This is a genomic window from Amycolatopsis sp. NPDC034160 (genome assembly GCF_055575355.1).
The window spans coordinates 1-16,901 of sequence record NZ_JBVISU010000002.1 but is presented as its reverse complement, the minus strand read 5'-3'; the positions used below and the strand labels follow the sequence as shown (position 1 = coordinate 16,901).

Here is a 16,901-nt window from a genome sequence, read left to right as displayed (position 1 = left end):
TCCGAACGACGGTACGACAGTTCGTGGCTCAGCGGGTCGGCGGCTCCTTATGACTCGACGTCTACGGCGACGTCGACCACCTGGCCGTCAAGGCCAGGTAGTCGCAGACGACGTACTGGTTGTCAGCGGCACTGGTCGCCATCGGAACCGACGTTCAACACACGTCCCACCACGGGCCTCGGGGCATCTTGTCCGCCGCCCCCCTCCCACAAGCGGCACGGACAGGTCTTTCTGCTCAGGAAGGACGAAATGGGCACACTTCTCATCCTGTCACCGAAGGACCCGTCCCCTCATCTCCGACCTCTCAGTCATCACCAACGTCATGACCCGCAACAGCCGACTTACTGTCACAGGTGACAGACGGAGCACCCAGCCTCGTCGTTGTCCTCGTCAAGGGCGTCAGTCAGCACCTCGAGGAGGGGGCGATTCGGTTTGGTCCTGCGTGCGGCGCGCTCCATCGCGGTCTGGTGACGCTCTTCAATCTCTTCCCGGCGATTGAGCAGCTCAGGCAACGATTCGCCTTGAGACCACGTGTAGGCGCGACCTTGCATCGCGGTGGCCTGGTAGCGAACCTTGTCCTCATACTCGATGGCCTTCTTGAAGAGGTCGGGATGCCTGTCGGCGAGCCCGACCCATTCGTGTTTGCGCTGGAAGAAGCAGAAGTAGCAGCCTGAGCGGGTGCGCCACTCGTAGTAGGCAGGCAGACCGATGCCAGCCTCGTCGAGTATGCGGTTGACGCCTTCGCGGTCGATGCCATCCTCGCGGAACGGGAATACCGCAGTGATGTTGGGCTTGGTGCTGACGTAACCGAGTCGGTTCTCGTCGGAGCGGATGGCTACGTACGAGATGGCCTGGTCGTCGCCGATCCACTCCTCCAGCGGCTTGATCTTCAGGTTCTTGGTGCACCAGCGCATGTTGGGGCTGGGCAGGGTGCCTTGGTAGACCTCAAGCCAGTGGTCGAAGTCGCGGGAGGCGTTCAGCCTGGCGATCGGCTTGCCAAGCACGCCCTCAAGCCGGCTGAGGTACTCGTAGGTTTCCGGCAGCTCCGCACCGGTGTCGCAGAAGAAGTACTCCATCTCGGGCACTCGGTCACGCAGGTAGACAGCGAGCGCGGAGGAATCTTTTCCGCCGGAGATGCCGAGGACGTGGCGCACTGTGTCGCCCTCTCGCGCCGTGTCAGTCATGAGGCTCCCATCAGATCGAGTGGCGCATTGTCGGTGTCGGCGGTCAGCAACTGCTCAGTGAGGGCGGCGAGGAGGATGCGCCCCCCATCAGGGCCAAGCTCGGCGCGCGCCCGCTTCAGCACCTCGCGGGCCAAGGTTGCTGCGTCGGCCCGCGAGGTCGCCGACGTTCGAACAAGTGTACGAGTCTCGGTGCCCTCAGGGGTAGTAACTGTGACTAGTTGCGCTTGATACCCCTCGTCCCCACTGTCGCCCTCCTCATGGTTTTCGTAGAAGTGACTGACGCGGTCGAGGGCTAGGGCGAGCTGTTTGGCGCGCCGACCGAATGCCTCGGCGTCGGTGTCCGTCCAGTCGTTGAGCGGTACCCCGTTGATGCGCACAACGAGCGGGTCCAGCCAGTCCTCGTCCGTGAGCGTCTCATTGATAGCAATGGTCACCAGGCCGCGCAGTTGGGACTCCAGAGTGGCGTTGCCGAATCCGCGGGCGCGGTCACGGAGCTCGCGACGCAGCTCTTTTATCTCCGTAGGAAGCCGAAACGCCTCGGCGATCGCAGCGACCACGTTGTCACGAAGGACGGCGCTGGCCGAGGAGATCTCGTCGAGAGCATCGGCGAGCTTGCGGACATAAGCTCGCGCCGAGTCCTCGTTACGGCGGGCGCCAGCGGTTACCTGGGCCTGGCCAAGAGCTTGTGGCAGCGCGCTGAACACGAGGTCCACCGGGTCGCCGGAGGTGGTCAGCACGGTGCGCACCGCTTGGGCATCGGCACTGATGCGCTGGGTGCGGCGTGCGTACGGCGACAGCACCCGGACCTTGTCCAGCAGTGCTTGTGTGACAGTGAGTACCCGGGGGTTCCGCACGGTTCGGGCCGGCCGGGCGTCGTCGGTACCGAGGGCTTCGGACAACAGGTCGAGGACTAGCCTGCGCTGACCTCTGCTGGTGGGCGCTGCTTTTACCGTGAACCGGCTGGGGGCCTTCAGCAGGCGTTCCATCGCGTCGGCGGTCAGCCGTGTCCGATAGTTGCCTTCCTCGAACAGCGCCACGTCCTCCGAGCGCAGCAGCAAGGCGGCCACAAGGAGAATGGGAACGATACCGGCCTTGGCCCCGTAGGGGGCGGCCATCAGCAGTTTGGAGATCTCGTCCAGCGAGGTTTGCTTGCTCGCGTTGGTGAACGCGTCGCTGAGCGCCTCCCAGGCTGGGTAGACCGGTTTGTCCTTCCCAGGTTCGACGTAGCCGAATGGAACTAGTCCTCCGCTGTGATCGCCATGGCTGTGATCAGTGAGGGCGTGCAGTCCCATGTACTCCACCACGCCGCCGTACATCGCCCGCTCCGGGCCGAATCCCTCGATGCCGAGGTACCGCTCGTATGGGTGCTCGATCATGGCGGTGAGCAGCTCGCGGCGTGCCTTGGCCGCTTGGCTGGTCAAGGTGTGTCGGCCGATCATCTCGTTACGCACATGCGGGGTCTGCGGGTATGCGCTCTCGCAGGCGGCCGAGACGATTCCGGACAGGCTGCGAGCCTGCAAGGGTTCCTCGTCGTCAGCCGACGTGCGGCCATTGGCCTGAGTGAGTAGCCAGCGTGTGTCGGCTTGGACGGGGGAGAACGCCTCGGCGAGGACGGTCGCGAGTTCGGCGGCGGCCTGGCTGATCCGCTCGCCGACTTCCCTGCGGGCGACCGCGTCGAGTGTGTCGTCCTCGCGCAGTGTCTCCAGGCAGAAGAGCAAGCGGCCGGCGTCGAGGACGGCTGGGGCTTGCTTGGTGACTCCGGCCACGACCGGCAGCGACGTCCGTACGGTGGGCAGGTCGTCCTCGCCGCCGAGGTGGAACAGCATCAGGCCGTCGGCTGCCCCGCCGAGCTCGGGCCCCTCAATGCGTCCCGTGGTGGGCTCACTGACGTTGGTGACGAAGTGCCGCAGCATGCCGGTGCGCTGGCTGTGGCGGCCAGCCACGATCGCTTCAGGCAGGTGCCGCCTGAGCACGCCGACGACGGCGTGGTCGTCGCACCGCTCCCAGATCTCGTCGATGCGTGCCTGCAGGTCCACGTCAGTGCCCTGCCATACCCGGTACTCATCGCTGAACTCCCGGTAGACCAGGAAACCGCGCTCCTGCAGGTCTTTCAGGGTCGCATGTAACGCCTCGGCAGACTCCTGGCCGTCCTGGCAGGCGGGGTCGGTCAACGCGAACAGCACCATGTGGGCGCTGGCCCGCAGGGCCCCCGAGGAGTCGACCAGGTTGAGTAGCCCGACGGTCTTGAGGATGCGCAGCTCGGTCTCCGACAGCCCGTGCGCCTCACTGATCCTGCTGTCGATCTCGATCCAGCGGCTGGCGTTGGCGGAGACCAAGATCGTTGTGCGGCCCGAGGCCAGAAAGTAGTCGTAGAGCTGTGGCAGCTGGATCGTCGACGCGCGGGCGTCTTTGGCGCGAGAGTGAGTGGCGAGGAAGCGGGCAACGCTGTTGGGTTCGTCGCCGCCCAGGAAGCCGCTGACACTCCGGTCGTGCTGTCCGACCTGAGATGCCAGCAGCGGCGCCGCCACAGCGGTGAGCGGGTGCAGGGGATACAGGTCGGCGAACAAGGTCTCGTCGGGTGCGACGACGCCGTCGAGGCCGTGTTCCGACCAGGCCTGGGCCGACGCTGTGTGGTGCTCGGTGAGCAGCTTCCGGCCTGCCGCGGTGACGGCACTGTGGTCCAGGCTGCGTCGCAAGAGCTGGAGGGCATCGCCGATGTGGGTGGTGAAGGTGATGTCCTCGAACCGGCCCTGGACTTTGGCCCACTCGCGTTTCTGCAGTGTCGCCGATCGGGAGGCGTAGTCGAGGAACGACAGGTGCTGGAGGGTGACCAGGTAGAGCGGCAAGCCTTTCTTGCCCGCGCTTTTCTCGGCGAGCTCTTGCAGCAAAAACAGGTCGTCGGCGCTCTGGTCGTCGTCAGAGGCAGCCAGGTATTCGAGCGTCTTGCCGAACTCGTCGATGATCAGCAGGACAGGGCTGTGGGCACACAACGCCACTGCAGCGGCCAATAGCTCGGCTGGCCCGCTGCTTGGTTTCGTCAGTGCCTTAATGGCAACGGTGACGTCCTTGGGTGCTTTCCCGTCGGGCCAGTGCCGGTCTGTCGCCTGCCGCAGGGCATGCCGGAGGGTGGTGGTCAGCGGCTCGCGGCGGGCAGTGGCCACGGCGATCAGGAACCCTTCAGGGGCGGCCTGCTCGCGGGCCGCCCCTAGGCGCTCCGCCAGATCGGGGTTGTACTCGGCGACGGTCTCGTCCGCGTGGCGTCGCCGGGAGTTGTCGGCGGCCAGCAGGGCAGTCATCAGGAGGGCAAGTGTCGACTTTCCCGAACCATAAGGGCCGGTCAGCGACCACGCGCGGGTGCGAGCGGAATCTTCCAGCGCGCCGGCGAGCCGGTCGAGAGCGTCCTGGATGCGGGCGCCGATATACAGCGGCGGCAGCAGATCGTCACCGTGGACATCGCGCTCGAGATTGGTCGACCGCAGCTTGGACCCGACCACAGCAATCCCGGCGGGCACGCCCGGCGTCCGGGCTGCCTTGCCACTAACCTTGGTCTTCACCGCTGCGGCGCTCACACTGCCTCCTCGAGCATCGCGATCTCAGCTGCAGCGGCCCGCTTCGCTGGTTTGGTGGCCAGCTGTGGGTACTTGTCCAGCCACTCTTCGCGGGTCGGGCATCCGCGGTCGCGGACCCGCCCGTAGTGCTCGTCGAGAACATCCCACGCGAGCTCCTTGGGGTTGCGGTGGAACACCAGCGCGCGCTGGCCCACCGCTTCGCTGATAGCGAGCTCAGGATGCTGGTCGCACACCGTCTCCAGGCTTTGCGCCAGCTCGGGTTCGCGGATACGGAAGGCGCGCCCTGGGCCGCCAGGCTCGTTGGCCAGCCGTGCTATCGCGATCGAGCCCGCGCCGGAGTCCATCTGTGCGGCGTAGTCCAGGCAGGCATAAGCGACCACGGCGGGAGGCAGGGAGGTTCGCGCGGTGCTGGTGAACCGCCATGTCCTCGGGGCTTTGTGGCCGGGGTCTACCGATTCGAGCAACCCGAGTTCCCTGAACGGGCAGTCCAGTACGTCCTCGAAGCTGCCGGCGGTCTCGACTTGCTTCTTCGATGCCGCGGAGCCCTTGCGGGGTGCGTACATCTTGGTCATGCAGTCGACGTCTTTCTCGACCGAGGCGCGTACCGCGCCGTCCCAGCCGGCCAGGCGTACGTGCCGCTCGATGAGTTCGGTCAGCTCCGGCTCGGTGAACCTTGCGGACGGGAGCAAGTGGAAGGCGGTCCACCAGGCTGGGGTGGCGCAGGTCGGCGACAGCAGCCACCAGTGCAGCAGCCACAAGCTCGCCGGGTCCTCCAAGTAGGGGTCGGCGCCGTTCTCGTCGAGCAGCCACCTTGCCTCCCAGGTTGGGGCGGCTGCGAAGGCGCGCGAGTTACCGCTTTTGGGGTACTCGACCGTCAGCTTGAACGCCGCCGACCAATAGCGGATCGCGTTGACCATGTTCTTGCCGACCCCGAGGGTGACTGTGGCGTCGTCGCGCAGGAACACGTCGTTGTTCTCCGACACCTGCAAGTAGGCTTTGTGCAACCAGCCGAAGCGGGGGGCGAAGGTCTCGTGCCGAGCGAAGGCTGGCCGGGCTGCTAGCGCCAGGGGTGTTGTTGCCATCGTTGAAATGCCTCTATCAGTCAAGACGTCGTTGCGGGAGGTGGTGGTCGCAGCTCGGGGGTCAGGCGGGCACGCGTTTGCTTGCATTGCCAAGCGCGGCCCGGACCCGGAGTACGGCGTCGGGCACCGCCTGGATCGCGTGGTCGATATCGGCGTCGGTGGTGGCGTGACCGAGAGAGAATCGAATAGTCGACTCGGCGTCCAGCCGGCTCATGCCCATGGCCAGCAGCACGTGGCTTGGGCCCAGCGCTCCGGAATGGCAGGCGCTACCGTCCGAGGCAGCCACGGTAGGCATGGCCGCGACGACCGCGTCGGCCGGGGCGCCGGGGAAGGTAATGCTGGTGACGCCTGGAAGTCGGTGCTCCGGTGAGCCATTGCGCCAGCTTCCCGGCACCGAGTCGAGCAGGCTTCGCTCCAGCTTGTCACGCAACGCCTGCACTCGCGGCGCCTCCACGTTGAGCCCGGTGTCGGCCGCCAGGGCGGCAGCGCCCATGCCTACGATGCCCGCCACATTGGTGGTACCTGCCCGCCAGCCCTTCTCGTGGCCGCCACCGTGCAGCAGTGGGCGGGTGGCAAGCCGCAGAGACCTCCGGACGAACAGTGCGCCGACTCCTTGCGGGCCGCCGAACTTGTGTGCCGACAGCGACAAGAGGTCAACGTCCAACTCGGCGAGGTCCACCGGAAGCTTGCCCACCAGCTGTGTGGCGTCCGTGTGTACGACGGCCCCGGCGGCGTGGGCAAGCTCGATCACGCGCGGCAAGTCAGACAGGACCCCAGTCTCATTGTTGGCTGCCATAACCGACACGACATCGACACCGCCCTCGCAGAGGGCATCGGACAAAGCGGTCAGGTCGACCACCCCGTCTAGCGTTACGGGAACCATCGTCACGGCCCCGGGAGCGTGGGCGCGGGCGGCTTCCAAAACTGCCGGGTGCTCGGTAGCACCGACGAGGATCCGGCCTCCCTGCGGGGCGGCGTACAGGGCAAGGTTGTTGGCTTCAGTTGCGCCCGCGGTGAACACCAGCTCCCCCGGCGAGCATCCCAGGAGATCGGCGACCCTCCGGCGGGCGCTCTCGACGTGGCTGGCAGCGGCTTGCCCATAGGCATGCTGACTTGAGGCGTTGCCGACGGTGTTCAGCACAGCAACCATGGCGACCATCGCCTCGGGGCGCAGCGGCGCGGTGGCGTTGTAGTCGAGGTACACCGCACCACCAGGGCTATCACTGACAGTGAGACCGATCTCCAATGCGACTCCCTCCGCTGCCGTAAGCAAACCCTACCGCGTCACTCCTGGAGGCGTCCAAGCGCCGCGCCGTCAGGTCATCCAGGAGTAGCGAACACTCAGGCAGTAGAGTCGGCCTCAGATTCGAGGGACGGGACGCTGACAGGTCTCGATGGGTCAGCACATCAGCCTCACCTATCGCCCGCGCGTTCGATATGCGAGATCTGGTATCGAGCCGCTCAGGGGCATGCTCTCCCACGGCGAGTAGGACTCCGCTGGTCAAGGCTACCAACCTTCAGATATAGGCAACCTGACTCGAATTGTCGGTGGGAGGGTTTAAAGTGTTCGCGCACTGTAACGGCGGAGCAGCTCCTCAGCGACATCGACAGTAGGTTGCTCAGCCCGCTGCTCCACGAGGAGGGACTTCCCGGCTTGATAGTTGATCGTTTCTCTGGTGACCAGTGCTTCGGCGTGGCTCCCGATGAGGCGGTGGGCACGTGACCGACTGGTCGCCTGGCATCTCCTTCCGCGACGTCCTGAGCAGCGCGCCGATGTCCTACATTCGCGAGCGACTCGGCAAGGATTTGTGCGCCTTGCTTGACCTCGTCGACGGCGGGAGCGCGTCGGACGGACGCCTGCGCGCTGTTGCCCTCGTAGTCATCGAGGCCGAGAAACTCGTATCGGACGAGGCCGAGCGGTCGGGGTTGCTCGTTCTCCTCCCAACCGCCAAGCAATCCGAGCTGGCTCAGCGGCTGGACGTGGACGTCACTGGGCGGGTCCCCCTAGATGTTCTGGCCAGTCTGAGCTGGACAGCTGACCAGCGAAGTGAGTTGCTGGAGTTCTTGGGCTTCACGGTCGATAGGGCCCCCGCGCAGCCGCCGGCGTTCCGGAGGGACTGCGAGCCGCTGTATGCCCTGTTCCCGCATCAGCGGCGCGCTGCGGCGCAGGTCAAGGAACTGATCTACGACGGACCGCGCCGCGCGGTACTCCACCTCCCGACCGGCGTAGGCAAGACGCGCACCGGTATGAACCTGATCTGTGATCACCTCCGCACGTACGAGCCCACCCTGGTCGTATGGCTCGCGCACGGTCAGGAGCTGCTGGAACAGGCCGCGACAGAGTTCGAACGCGCCTGGTCACAGCTAGGCGACCGCTCCGTGTCGGTGGTGCGAATGTGGGGCAACGCACCGACGGACCTTGACGGTGCTAACGATGGCATGGTTGTCCTCGGTCTCGAGAAAGCCGTCTCGACAGCAAAGTCCAAGACGAAATTCCTTCATACGCTCTCCGCGCGCAGCAGTCTGACTGTTTTCGACGAGGCACATCAAATCATCGCCCCGACATTCCAACGAGTCGTCGATGCCCTCACCATCCGCCCCGACGCCAGCCTGCTTGGGTTGACGGCCACACCAGGACGAACCTGGGCGGACATCGCTCAGGACGAGCGACTGTCGGACTTCTTCTCGCGGCAGAAGGTGATGCTGGAGATCGAGGGGTACAGCAACCCGGTGACTGCTCTGATTGAACAGGGCTACCTGGCCAAGCCAACCATGAGAACTGTGGCTTCAGAAGCGGGGCTATACCTGTCCGCTCGCGATCGCCTGCTGCTGGCCCGCTCGTTTGACATCCCGACGAGCATCGTGGAAGAGCTCGCACGAGACGAGCAATGGAACCTCAAGGTCATCCAGACGATCATGGAGCTGCTCGAACAGCAGCATCGCCGGATCCTGGTATTCGCCGCCTCCGTCGACCACTGCCGCCTCATCGCTGCCGTTCTGTCGTCTGTAGGCGTCGACGCCGAGTTCGTCACTGGCGAGTCTTCTGCTCGACACCGGAATCAAGCTATTACCCGTTTCAAGGGCGGCGGTCGTCGCCCGATGATTCTGTGCAACTTCGGGGTCTTGACGACCGGCTTCGACGCCCCCGCCGCTAGCGCCGCCGTCATTGCCCGCCCGACCAAGTCGCTGGTTCTCTACAGTCAGATGGTCGGCCGGGTCATCCGCGGGCCCAAGGCCGGCGGAACCGCCACCTGCGAGATCGTCACAGTCGTGGACCCAGAGCTGCCGGGGTTCGGCGACGTGGCTGAAGCGTTCACCAACTGGGAAGACGTATGGGAGACCGCGTGACTGTCGACGACAGCAAGTACCGGATTGTTAGCCCTGCTCTGACGGTCAAGGCCATGCGTGACAGCGGCTACAAGAACACCGCGTACGCGCTCGCTGAGCTGATCGACAACAGTATCGATGCCGACGCCACGCTGGTGGAAGTCTTCGCTTGCGAGAGCCCCGTGCAGGTAGCAACCCGCACAAGGCAGAGGGTTGAAACCATCGCCGTGCTTGACAACGGCAAGGGTATGGACTTCGAGACACTGCGCCGTGCCCTCAAATATGGTGACGGCCTCGGTGACGACCGCAAGCGCATCGGGCGCTTCGGCATGGGCCTGCCCAACTCGAGCATGTCACAGTGCACCAAGGTCGAGGTCTGGTCGTGGACCAATGGGCCAGGCAATGCCCTGTACACCTACCTCGATCTTGACGAGATCGACAACGGACGCGATGAGGTACCCGCTCCGGAGCACATTCAGGGTGGAGTCCCTGCCTACTGGCGCGACCTCAGCGAAGGCCTCGACGACACCGGAACCCTCGTCGTATGGAGAACCCTTGATCGCGTGAACTGGTACGGGGCCGCGGCGACCCTGAAGAACACGTCCGAACTCATCGGCCGCGTCTACCGCCACTTCCTCAACGAGGGCAAGGTCGACATCAGGATGGCCCCGGTCCGGGATGGCAAGGTCGTCGATGGCGTGTACTACGCCAAACCCAACGACCCCCTCTACATGATGCAGCCGACCTGCACGCCAGCACCGTTCGGCGACAAGCCGATGTTCGAGCCCTTCAACATGGGCAACGAGAACGAGCCTGGCGTCATGCACTTTCCGATCACCATTGATGATGTTGAGCACAAGATCAAGGTACGTGCCTCCATCGCGCGACCCGAGGCGCGACGGCACGACGTCCCCGACCACCCGTGGCCCAACGGCGCGAACCCCAACAAGGACGCCGGTAATCACCCCTGGGGCAAGCATGCGAGCCGCAACATCGGCGTCTCGCTGGTCCGGCACGGACGTGAACTCGACTTGGACTCGAGCTGGGCGATCGGGTACGACCCCGTGGAGCGGTGGTGGGGAATCGAGGTCGACTTTCCACCGGCGCTCGATGAGGTCTTCGGCGTCACGAACAACAAGCAAACCGCCACCATCTTCTCATCGCTCGCTCACTTCGACTGGCAGGCTGAAGCGGAGGCTGATGAGACATTCAAAGCATTCAAAGATCGCCTCGCCGAACTCGGCGACTCCCGCCTCAAGCTGTTCGACCTCGCCCTCTACCTCGAGACCAAGCTTCTGCGCGCGATACGGCGTCAGCTCAAACAGCAAACCGTGGGCACCCGCAAGAGCAAGAAACGCCACGAAGACGAGGTCACGTCGAAGGCAACAGACGCAGTCAACCGCAGGCGGGACGAAGGTCACACCGGCAAGACCGACCAGATGGAGGACGGCGCCACCGAGCAGGACAAGCGCCGGGAACAGGTGGACGCCCTCACCCAGCGCCACCACCTCGATGAGGATACTGCACAGTCCTTGGTCGACGAGGCCCTGGAAAAGGATTGGCGCGTGCGGTGGATCTCCAGCTACCAGGACACACCTGCCTTCTTCAGCATCGACCTCATGGCCGGCATGCTCCAAGTGATCTTCAACAACAAACATCCGCTCCACGACGAGCTGCTCGCTGTCCTTGAGGAAGTCCCCGAGGACACAAACGAAGATCAACTACGGGATCGGCTGCGCCGCGCGGCCGATACCTTCAAGCTTCTCCTGTTCTCCTGGGCTCGTATGGAGGACGAGATCCCCCACGACAAGCAACGCGAGAAGATCGCCGATGCCCGCCGCGACTGGGGTCGCTACGCCCGCGACTTCATCGACGGCGAGGACGACGAGTGATCGAAGCAGGCCACGTCTGGCGTCAGATAGAAGTACTGGCGCGGAGCGCCAAAGCTACGACGACCCTCGTCGCACCTTTCGTAAAGAAGGCGGTCTTCGAGAAACTTCTGGCCGTCATTCCTAAGTCGGTGGAACGTATCGACTGCGTAACTCGCTGGGCTCCGGCCGAGGTAGCGGCCGGAGTCTCTGACCCGGAGATCTTGGACATCGCCAACGAGGACCCACGTGTGCACATCGCTCTGTGTCCGTCCCTCCACGCCAAGATCTACGGCGCTGACGATCTCTGCCTGATTGGCTCAGCCAATCTGACCGGGAAGGCGACAGGTCTTGCGCCAGACGCCAACATCGAGTTGTTAGTCGAAGTACCTGCGTCCCATCCGGAGGTCCGACGAGCTCTAGAGGAGTTGAAGAAGGTTGCCGTTCCGGCCACCGCATCCATGGCTACCCTTGTCCGACAGCAATCCGAGTTGCTTAAACATGACAGCACGCCAGCGCCGTCAGCACCGGCGTTCTGGTATCCAGTTACTCGGCGCCCGGAGAGCCTCTACGCGTTCTACAGTGGACGGTCGAGGTTCGCGGGAGCTGTCGAGACAGGGCTTGTGCAAGACCTCGCTCTGCTCAACGTCCCCGTTGGATTGTCTGAGACTCAGTTCACCACCTTCGTGCAGGATCGCCTACATGAGATCCCCGAGCTTCGAAAGCTATTAGATGGCGAACATCTGAGCAACATTGAATTGCAGCACACCCTAGAAGAACGAGCTAGCGTCGCGGAAGGCCAGGCAAAAAGGACCGCAGAAAACATTGCTGCATGGCTCAAACACTTCGGACGGTACTACACCGAGGTGGGCTCATGGGAGCTCCGCCATGGCCGCGAACTTAAATGAGCGAGCGATTATCGTTACGAAGGCCGTTAACTAGCGCAAACGACGCGCCAACAAGACATCCAACTGGGGAACCTCGGAGAGCATCAACATCCGCCCTGGGGCTCGCGACTCAACTATAAGCCTTAGGCCGAGGAGCGCCGAATTTCAGCTGACCCCGATTCGGAGCGAGCTGAACTAAGGCCCACGGCGGGCTCCGTCAGCAGCCTGGCGCCCGACGCTCCGCAGCGCTCGGGACAGCAAGATCTCGATATCGACGCAGGTGAGCACGGCCGCCCATCCGCCGTCGTTTTCATCGATTAGTTCCAGGCCATAAGCACGTCCGCACAGCCGACATTGCGCCTGATAGGCAGCTCGAGGATCGGACACGGTGACGTGCTGCCGGGAGTGACAGGGCATCGGCACGAACACCCGGCCATCAGCGGCGACGCTGGTCCAGCGGCGCACCATTTGACCGGCTGTGAGCACGGCGAGCTCGAACTGATCATGGGGGCTGATGATGAACGACTTCTCGCGAGCGCGAGCCCAAGCGGCTGTGATCAGCATACGATCCCCGCGTCGCCGCCGGCGGCCAGAGGAATCAGTGTGTCTCGCCGTACTTCGAATACATGGGCCCCGGATACGCCGAGACGGCAACCACGTCCGGAGCCAGACACCATGATGACTAGAATCCAAGTTCGCACGACACCTTGAACATTAGGACGCAATTTCATCAGGCAATTGAGTACCTCATTACCCAGCTTCTGCGTCACGTTGAGACACTCCCTCCGCTTAAGACCGATTGACCGGTACATAGTGGCGCCCACAGGATAAACATTTTCCCCGGCGAACAGTGCGGCGTTATCGAGGTATTTTGTCGCCTGCGGTATTTACGTTCACCCAGAGGATCGAGGCGCCAGACGGGACTTGGCGCGCAGCGCTACTGGTTCGGTCCGACATCTCACAGGCCTGTGCGCTTTGAACAACGTCCAGAACAGCTCCGCCGCCTACCGTCGCAGACCTGCTCACCGGTGGCGTCTACGAACCCATCACCCTTCACCACGCGCCAGGTGCAATGCTGAAGACGTGACACGAGCCGGCGGAAGTCGCCATGCTGGAGGGAGTGCGGCAGGGAAGGGTTCTGCTTCGACCGCGCTCACGTAACTGCAGCAGACGAGGCGACGTATAGCGGCTCACCGCCTCGGAGTCGGTCGGCAGGGTTGCGGCATTGCGGCTCTCGGAACGACAACGGTTGCAGGTCCGCGGCTACGAGGGCTGTGACCACCTGTTCGGCCTGCGTTCCGCGCTCGCCACCGACACTGGGATCGAGGGACACCCAGATTCGGGTGTCGGCGCCCGTGGATACCCGGAACGCATCGCCCTCGCCGCCGGGTGGCAAGCCGGCGTCTGCGAGCACTCCAGCACCCGGCAACGCAGCTCCGCCGCGTTGCGTAGGTCTACAGCCCGAGCAGCCATGGCGATGGCGTAGGCCAGGGCTTTCGTCGCGTCGATGGCAGAGGCGACGTGGACGGCGTACGGACCGAGGCCGGTCGTGTCCGTGGCCGGGTCGTATCCGAAACGCCAGTACTGGCTAGACGCGCCGGTACTCGCCGAGCACCAACCCGCTAGGTCCACGGTGAACACCGGGGCGCCGGCCGCGGTGCGGCGAACGGCGTCGACCAGCTCCACCGCGGACGCCGACTTGACCGGTAGCCGGCCGCGCTGCCTTCACCGCCTCCAGGACGTCCTTGTGCTCGCCGAGCGCACCAGCACCTTGAGTGTTGGCGTGGCGATGTGTCGTTGTCGCGGTAGGTTCGCTGGTTCCAGGCGACCCGGTTGCGGTGGTCGACAGTCGTCGGGGATGCTGTTCGGGGTCTCAGCGAGCATCGTTGGGCTGATCAGGAGGATACGAAGATCATCTTCGACCGGTACCAGGTGCAGATTGTCGACGGCTTGACATACAACGGCGCGACACAACTGAAGAAGCGCAGCATGTTGCCGAACGCAGCGGGCATCTACATCTGGACTCTGCAGCTGGGCCATCACTGGACGCATGCCGAGACGAGCGCCCATTCGATGGTGGAAGCTATCTCCACACTGTTCAAGCAGGTTCGAGAGCAGCGGATCGACAGCGGAAGGCTCGGCCACTACAGACGGGTCCAGTTGTACGACGAGCCTGCTTCTCTCTCTCCGTCAACGATGACCCGGCTGACCGCGCTTCTGGATGGTGGCTCTGCTGAGCTGTCGTGGTCGCTTATGTGCGCGACGCTGTTCCAGAGGCCATTGTACGTGGGCAAGGCACTGAGCTTTCGCGATCGGCTTCCTAGTCACTTCGGCTACAAATCCAAGTTCTCGAGGCTGCTACGTGAGCACGGGATGTCCGTGAACGACTGTGCCGTCGTGCTGTGCCCGGTGACGATCGACGGACTTGCTCCCGACGAAGACGACGACAGTGACGACCTGACCGGCTCTGTCGACGACGTCCCGCCTCTGATGGAGGACGATGACGATCCTGATTCCGAGGAGTACGTCCCACCGGGCAAGGTGGAGCTGAACAACGTGATCCAGCTCGCTGAGTCACTGGTTATCCGCACCAGCCATCCACTATTTAACGAGAGAATGGACTGACATGACCGCGCTGAGCAAGTTCGGCGGGGCCGCCGCGCCCGCCTGGACAAGCGACTTTCAGTTTGTGCGCGGTGAGTACGCTATTGGCGGCGAGCAAGTGCCATACTTCTGTACCACTATGAAGGTGGAGGAGGCGCGGAAGTACCTGAATCTCGCTCGCGAACTTGCCGTCGATCCGGATGACCCGATCAACATCGAGGAATTGATGCAGCGCGACGTCGACGCCGATCGCGCGAACTCCGAGATCGCCGAGTATCTGAAGCAACCAGCGCGGATCAAGTTCTTCAACTCGTTGACGATCGTGCTTGTCCCGGTGGAGAAGGACGGGCGGTCGAAGAAAGCGTTCGACGAGAACGTGGCATTGCCCCAGGACCTGGTCACCGACGGTTTCGACGTGATCCAGGCCGGTCCGGTGGTGGCGAGGCTACTCACGGGTTCCGACGTCGGCTATCTGCGCTGGCAGCCGGAGCATGTTCGGGCGATCATCATCGACGGACAGCACCGGTTCATGGCCCTCAAAGCTGTGCACGATGAGCAGCCGACGACGCTCAAGCCGCATGTCACGAGCATCCCAGTGCTCATCCTGGTGCTGGATCCGCGAGCGGGGTTCCAGGCGCCGACGGGTGGGCCCTCGGAAATCACGACCGCGAGCAGGTCAATTTTTACTGATCTGAACAAGCACGCCGTGAAGGTGACGCCCGAGCGGGAGTACTTGCTCGACGACCGCAGCGTCACCGCTGTGTGTATGAGGGCGCTGATCACCCCAGGACTACGTAGCGAGGAGCTGCCTTCGACGGCGAGCTGGCCGGCGCAGATCCCGCTGGCGGCGGTGGATTGGGTGCGGACGAACCGGTCGAAGTTCGACGATGGATTCTCCATCACGACGCTGCAGGTGTTGCATCAGCTGGTCGATGACGTCGTCGACAGCCGGCAGCCATCGTCCAGCAGTGATTACGAGGCGATGAAGGCCTGGATAGACCGACTCACGGCACGGCTTGGCTTGGAGGCTGTGCAGGGTTGGAGCGTTGATGCTCTGGATACTCGGCTGAAGACAGACGAGCTGGAGGAAGCCCCGTTCGCTCTGTTGAACTCCGAAGTCAAGGCCGCCGGCCTCGGCTTCCGCGACAGTGTCGGCAAGGTCATCACGGCGGTGTTGCTCGCGGGGCTTCCGTACATGGAGCTGCTGAGCAAGTACCGGGAGGTGGGCCTGCTCGGGGGCACGCAGGAACTGTGGCTGGGCCAGAGCCACGAGGGCCGCAACTCGTACAAGGCGGCGTATGCGGATGATCCTTCTCAGTTGGCATCTCGGATCGCTGCCGAGGTCAAGGGACGTTATCGCCTGGCGTACCAGGTGGTCTTCCAGCGCGGGTTCGTTCTAGCGGCGCGTGAGATTGACAGCAACCGGACTGCCCTCGCGCCGCTGTGGAATGTGGACAGTGGCAGCCGTGAGGACTTACTGGCGGCGTGGATCCTCCGTTTCAACGATCTTGCCCGTCAAACGTTGGCCAGAGAGGTACTGTGGACGGGCGCTGCGGTGAATTCCGACGGCACCATTGACTACACCCAGGTGTCGAAGACCGCGATCATGGGGTTGGTGGTGCTCGCCACCACTTTGAATCTGCCGGTGGCTAAGTCAGGCGGCACGGAGCAGTCGGACGACGACATCAGGGTGATGCTGCAGCCAAGTTCATCCGGTGACACGGTGTTGCTGGCCGCTGACCCTCTCGCCCTGACCGAGGCGGAAGAGATCCATGTCGTTGGGGCACGCCGATGGCTTCAGGCACTCGCGCTCGGTTCACGCAGGCAGGACGGCGCCGCGCCGTTGCTCCGCGCCGCCGCCTCGGCCTACCGAAAAGGTGTGCGGCGGTACGTGATCGGCCTGAGCAAGGTGGATGGCCAGGTGCCGACCAAGGAGTCACTGGAGGAGTTGATCAAGATTCACGGTGCCCGGCGACTGGCCCACTTCGCCAAGCTGCTCGCACCCGCTTCTGATCCCACCCCTGCTGCCGAGTCATAGACCCCGCCCCACTGCCCTAGATCGACGTGATCGCAGTTGGCACCCGCTCTCCGCCGGGCACGAGCAAGGCCGGTCAGTTTCCATACGCCGTTCAGCGTGATCACGGTTGGCGCACTACCTGTCATCTTTGGCGTGAGCCGTTGTGCTACCACGACGAAGTGGAAATCACCCCCTTCCAGCACGGCGGGCTGGGGTTCGTGCCGTAACGCCAGCCAGTCGGTGCGTGGGTCGAACAGCTCGACGATGGTGGAGTTGCCCCCGGATGGCGGACACGGGGTTTTCACGCGGCTTGTTGGTGACTGTAGCTGGTTCGGGTTTCGTGGGGTGTGCGGTGGCCGACTG

Annotated in this window: 11 protein-coding genes and 1 pseudogene; 6 read left to right on the top strand and 6 right to left on the bottom strand. The window is 63.9% G+C overall.

All coding sequences use genetic code 11. From position 1 onward, the window contains the following. Positions 1–347: 347 nt before the first annotated feature. From ACZ54P_RS04875 to ACZ54P_RS04860, 4 genes are all read right to left on the bottom strand, one after another. Positions 348–1,184 (bottom strand): phosphoadenosine phosphosulfate reductase domain-containing protein, encoded by an 837-nt coding sequence (locus ACZ54P_RS04875; protein WP_465460254.1) that lies wholly within the window; start codon positions 1,182–1,184, stop codon positions 348–350. Beyond that, complete coding sequence (locus tag ACZ54P_RS04870) at positions 1,181–4,753, bottom strand: ATP-binding protein (protein WP_465460253.1); 3,573 nt, start codon at positions 4,751–4,753, stop codon at positions 1,181–1,183. The genes ACZ54P_RS04875 and ACZ54P_RS04870 overlap by 4 nt, the downstream gene beginning before the upstream one ends. Beyond that, positions 4,750–5,835, bottom strand: coding sequence for a DUF4007 family protein (locus ACZ54P_RS04865; protein ID WP_465460252.1), 1,086 nt, complete (start codon positions 5,833–5,835; stop codon positions 4,750–4,752). Before ACZ54P_RS04865 ends, ACZ54P_RS04870 begins: the two co-directional genes overlap by 4 nt. A gap of 61 nt (positions 5,836–5,896) precedes the next feature. After that, on the bottom strand, positions 5,897–7,081 hold the full coding sequence (locus tag ACZ54P_RS04860; protein ID WP_465460251.1) for a cysteine desulfurase family protein: 1,185 nt from the start codon (positions 7,079–7,081) through the stop codon (positions 5,897–5,899). Positions 7,082–7,554: 473 nt separating this feature from the next. Between ACZ54P_RS04860 and ACZ54P_RS04855 the strand changes: the two genes are divergently transcribed. From ACZ54P_RS04855 to ACZ54P_RS04845, 3 genes are read left to right on the top strand one after another with little or no spacing between them, the layout of a single operon-like run. Continuing rightward, positions 7,555–9,183: a DEAD/DEAH box helicase gene (locus ACZ54P_RS04855; protein WP_465460250.1), complete on the top strand. Its 1,629-nt coding sequence runs from the start codon at positions 7,555–7,557 to the stop codon at positions 9,181–9,183. Beyond that, positions 9,180–11,054, top strand: coding sequence for an ATP-binding protein (locus ACZ54P_RS04850; protein WP_465460249.1), 1,875 nt, complete (start codon positions 9,180–9,182; stop codon positions 11,052–11,054). Before ACZ54P_RS04855 ends, ACZ54P_RS04850 begins: the two co-directional genes overlap by 4 nt. Next, complete coding sequence (locus ACZ54P_RS04845; RefSeq protein WP_465460248.1) at positions 11,051–11,938, top strand: phospholipase D family protein; 888 nt, start codon at positions 11,051–11,053, stop codon at positions 11,936–11,938. The genes ACZ54P_RS04850 and ACZ54P_RS04845 overlap by 4 nt, the downstream gene beginning before the upstream one ends. 174 nt (positions 11,939–12,112) lie before the next feature. On the opposite strand, the gene ACZ54P_RS04840 is transcribed toward ACZ54P_RS04845, so the two are convergent. Then, positions 12,113–12,481 carry a hypothetical protein gene (locus tag ACZ54P_RS04840; RefSeq protein ID WP_465460247.1) on the bottom strand — a complete coding sequence of 123 codons (369 nt, stop codon included), beginning with the start codon at positions 12,479–12,481 and terminating at the stop codon, positions 12,113–12,115. Between the two features lie 661 nt (positions 12,482–13,142). Between ACZ54P_RS04840 and ACZ54P_RS04835 the strand changes: the two genes are divergently transcribed. Then, a complete protein-coding gene (locus ACZ54P_RS04835; RefSeq protein WP_465460246.1) occupies positions 13,143–13,403 on the top strand; it encodes a hypothetical protein in 261 nt (86 codons plus the stop codon). Positions 13,404–13,508: 105 nt separating this feature from the next. Here ACZ54P_RS04835 and ACZ54P_RS04830 read toward each other — a convergent pair. Continuing rightward, positions 13,509–13,679, bottom strand: a pseudogene (locus ACZ54P_RS04830) (DNA-binding response regulator); the annotation flags it as partial. Positions 13,680–13,849: 170 nt separating this feature from the next. Here ACZ54P_RS04830 and ACZ54P_RS04825 point away from each other — a divergent pair. Continuing rightward, positions 13,850–14,542, top strand: a complete 693-nt coding sequence (locus tag ACZ54P_RS04825) for a GIY-YIG nuclease family protein (RefSeq protein ID WP_465460245.1) — start codon at positions 13,850–13,852, stop codon at positions 14,540–14,542. A gap of 1 nt (position 14,543) precedes the next feature. Beyond that, the gene (locus tag ACZ54P_RS04820; protein WP_465460244.1) at positions 14,544–16,559 is read left to right on the top strand and encodes a DNA sulfur modification protein DndB; all 2,016 of its coding nucleotides are present in this window, start codon (positions 14,544–14,546) and stop codon (positions 16,557–16,559) included. Positions 16,560–16,901: the final 342 nt, after the last annotated feature.

Excerpts from the sequence above, each read along its gene's own strand:
- ACZ54P_RS04820 (WP_465460244.1), top strand. The coding sequence starts at position 14,544 with ATGACCGCGCTGAGCAAGTTCGGCGGGGCCGCCGCGCCCGCCTGGACA.
- ACZ54P_RS04875 (WP_465460254.1), bottom strand. The coding sequence starts at position 1,184 with ATGACTGACACGGCGCGAGAGGGCGACACAGTGCGCCACGTCCTCGGC.
- ACZ54P_RS04840 (WP_465460247.1), bottom strand. The coding sequence starts at position 12,481 with ATGCTGATCACAGCCGCTTGGGCTCGCGCTCGCGAGAAGTCGTTCATC.
- ACZ54P_RS04865 (WP_465460252.1), bottom strand. The coding sequence starts at position 5,835 with ATGGCAACAACACCCCTGGCGCTAGCAGCCCGGCCAGCCTTCGCTCGG.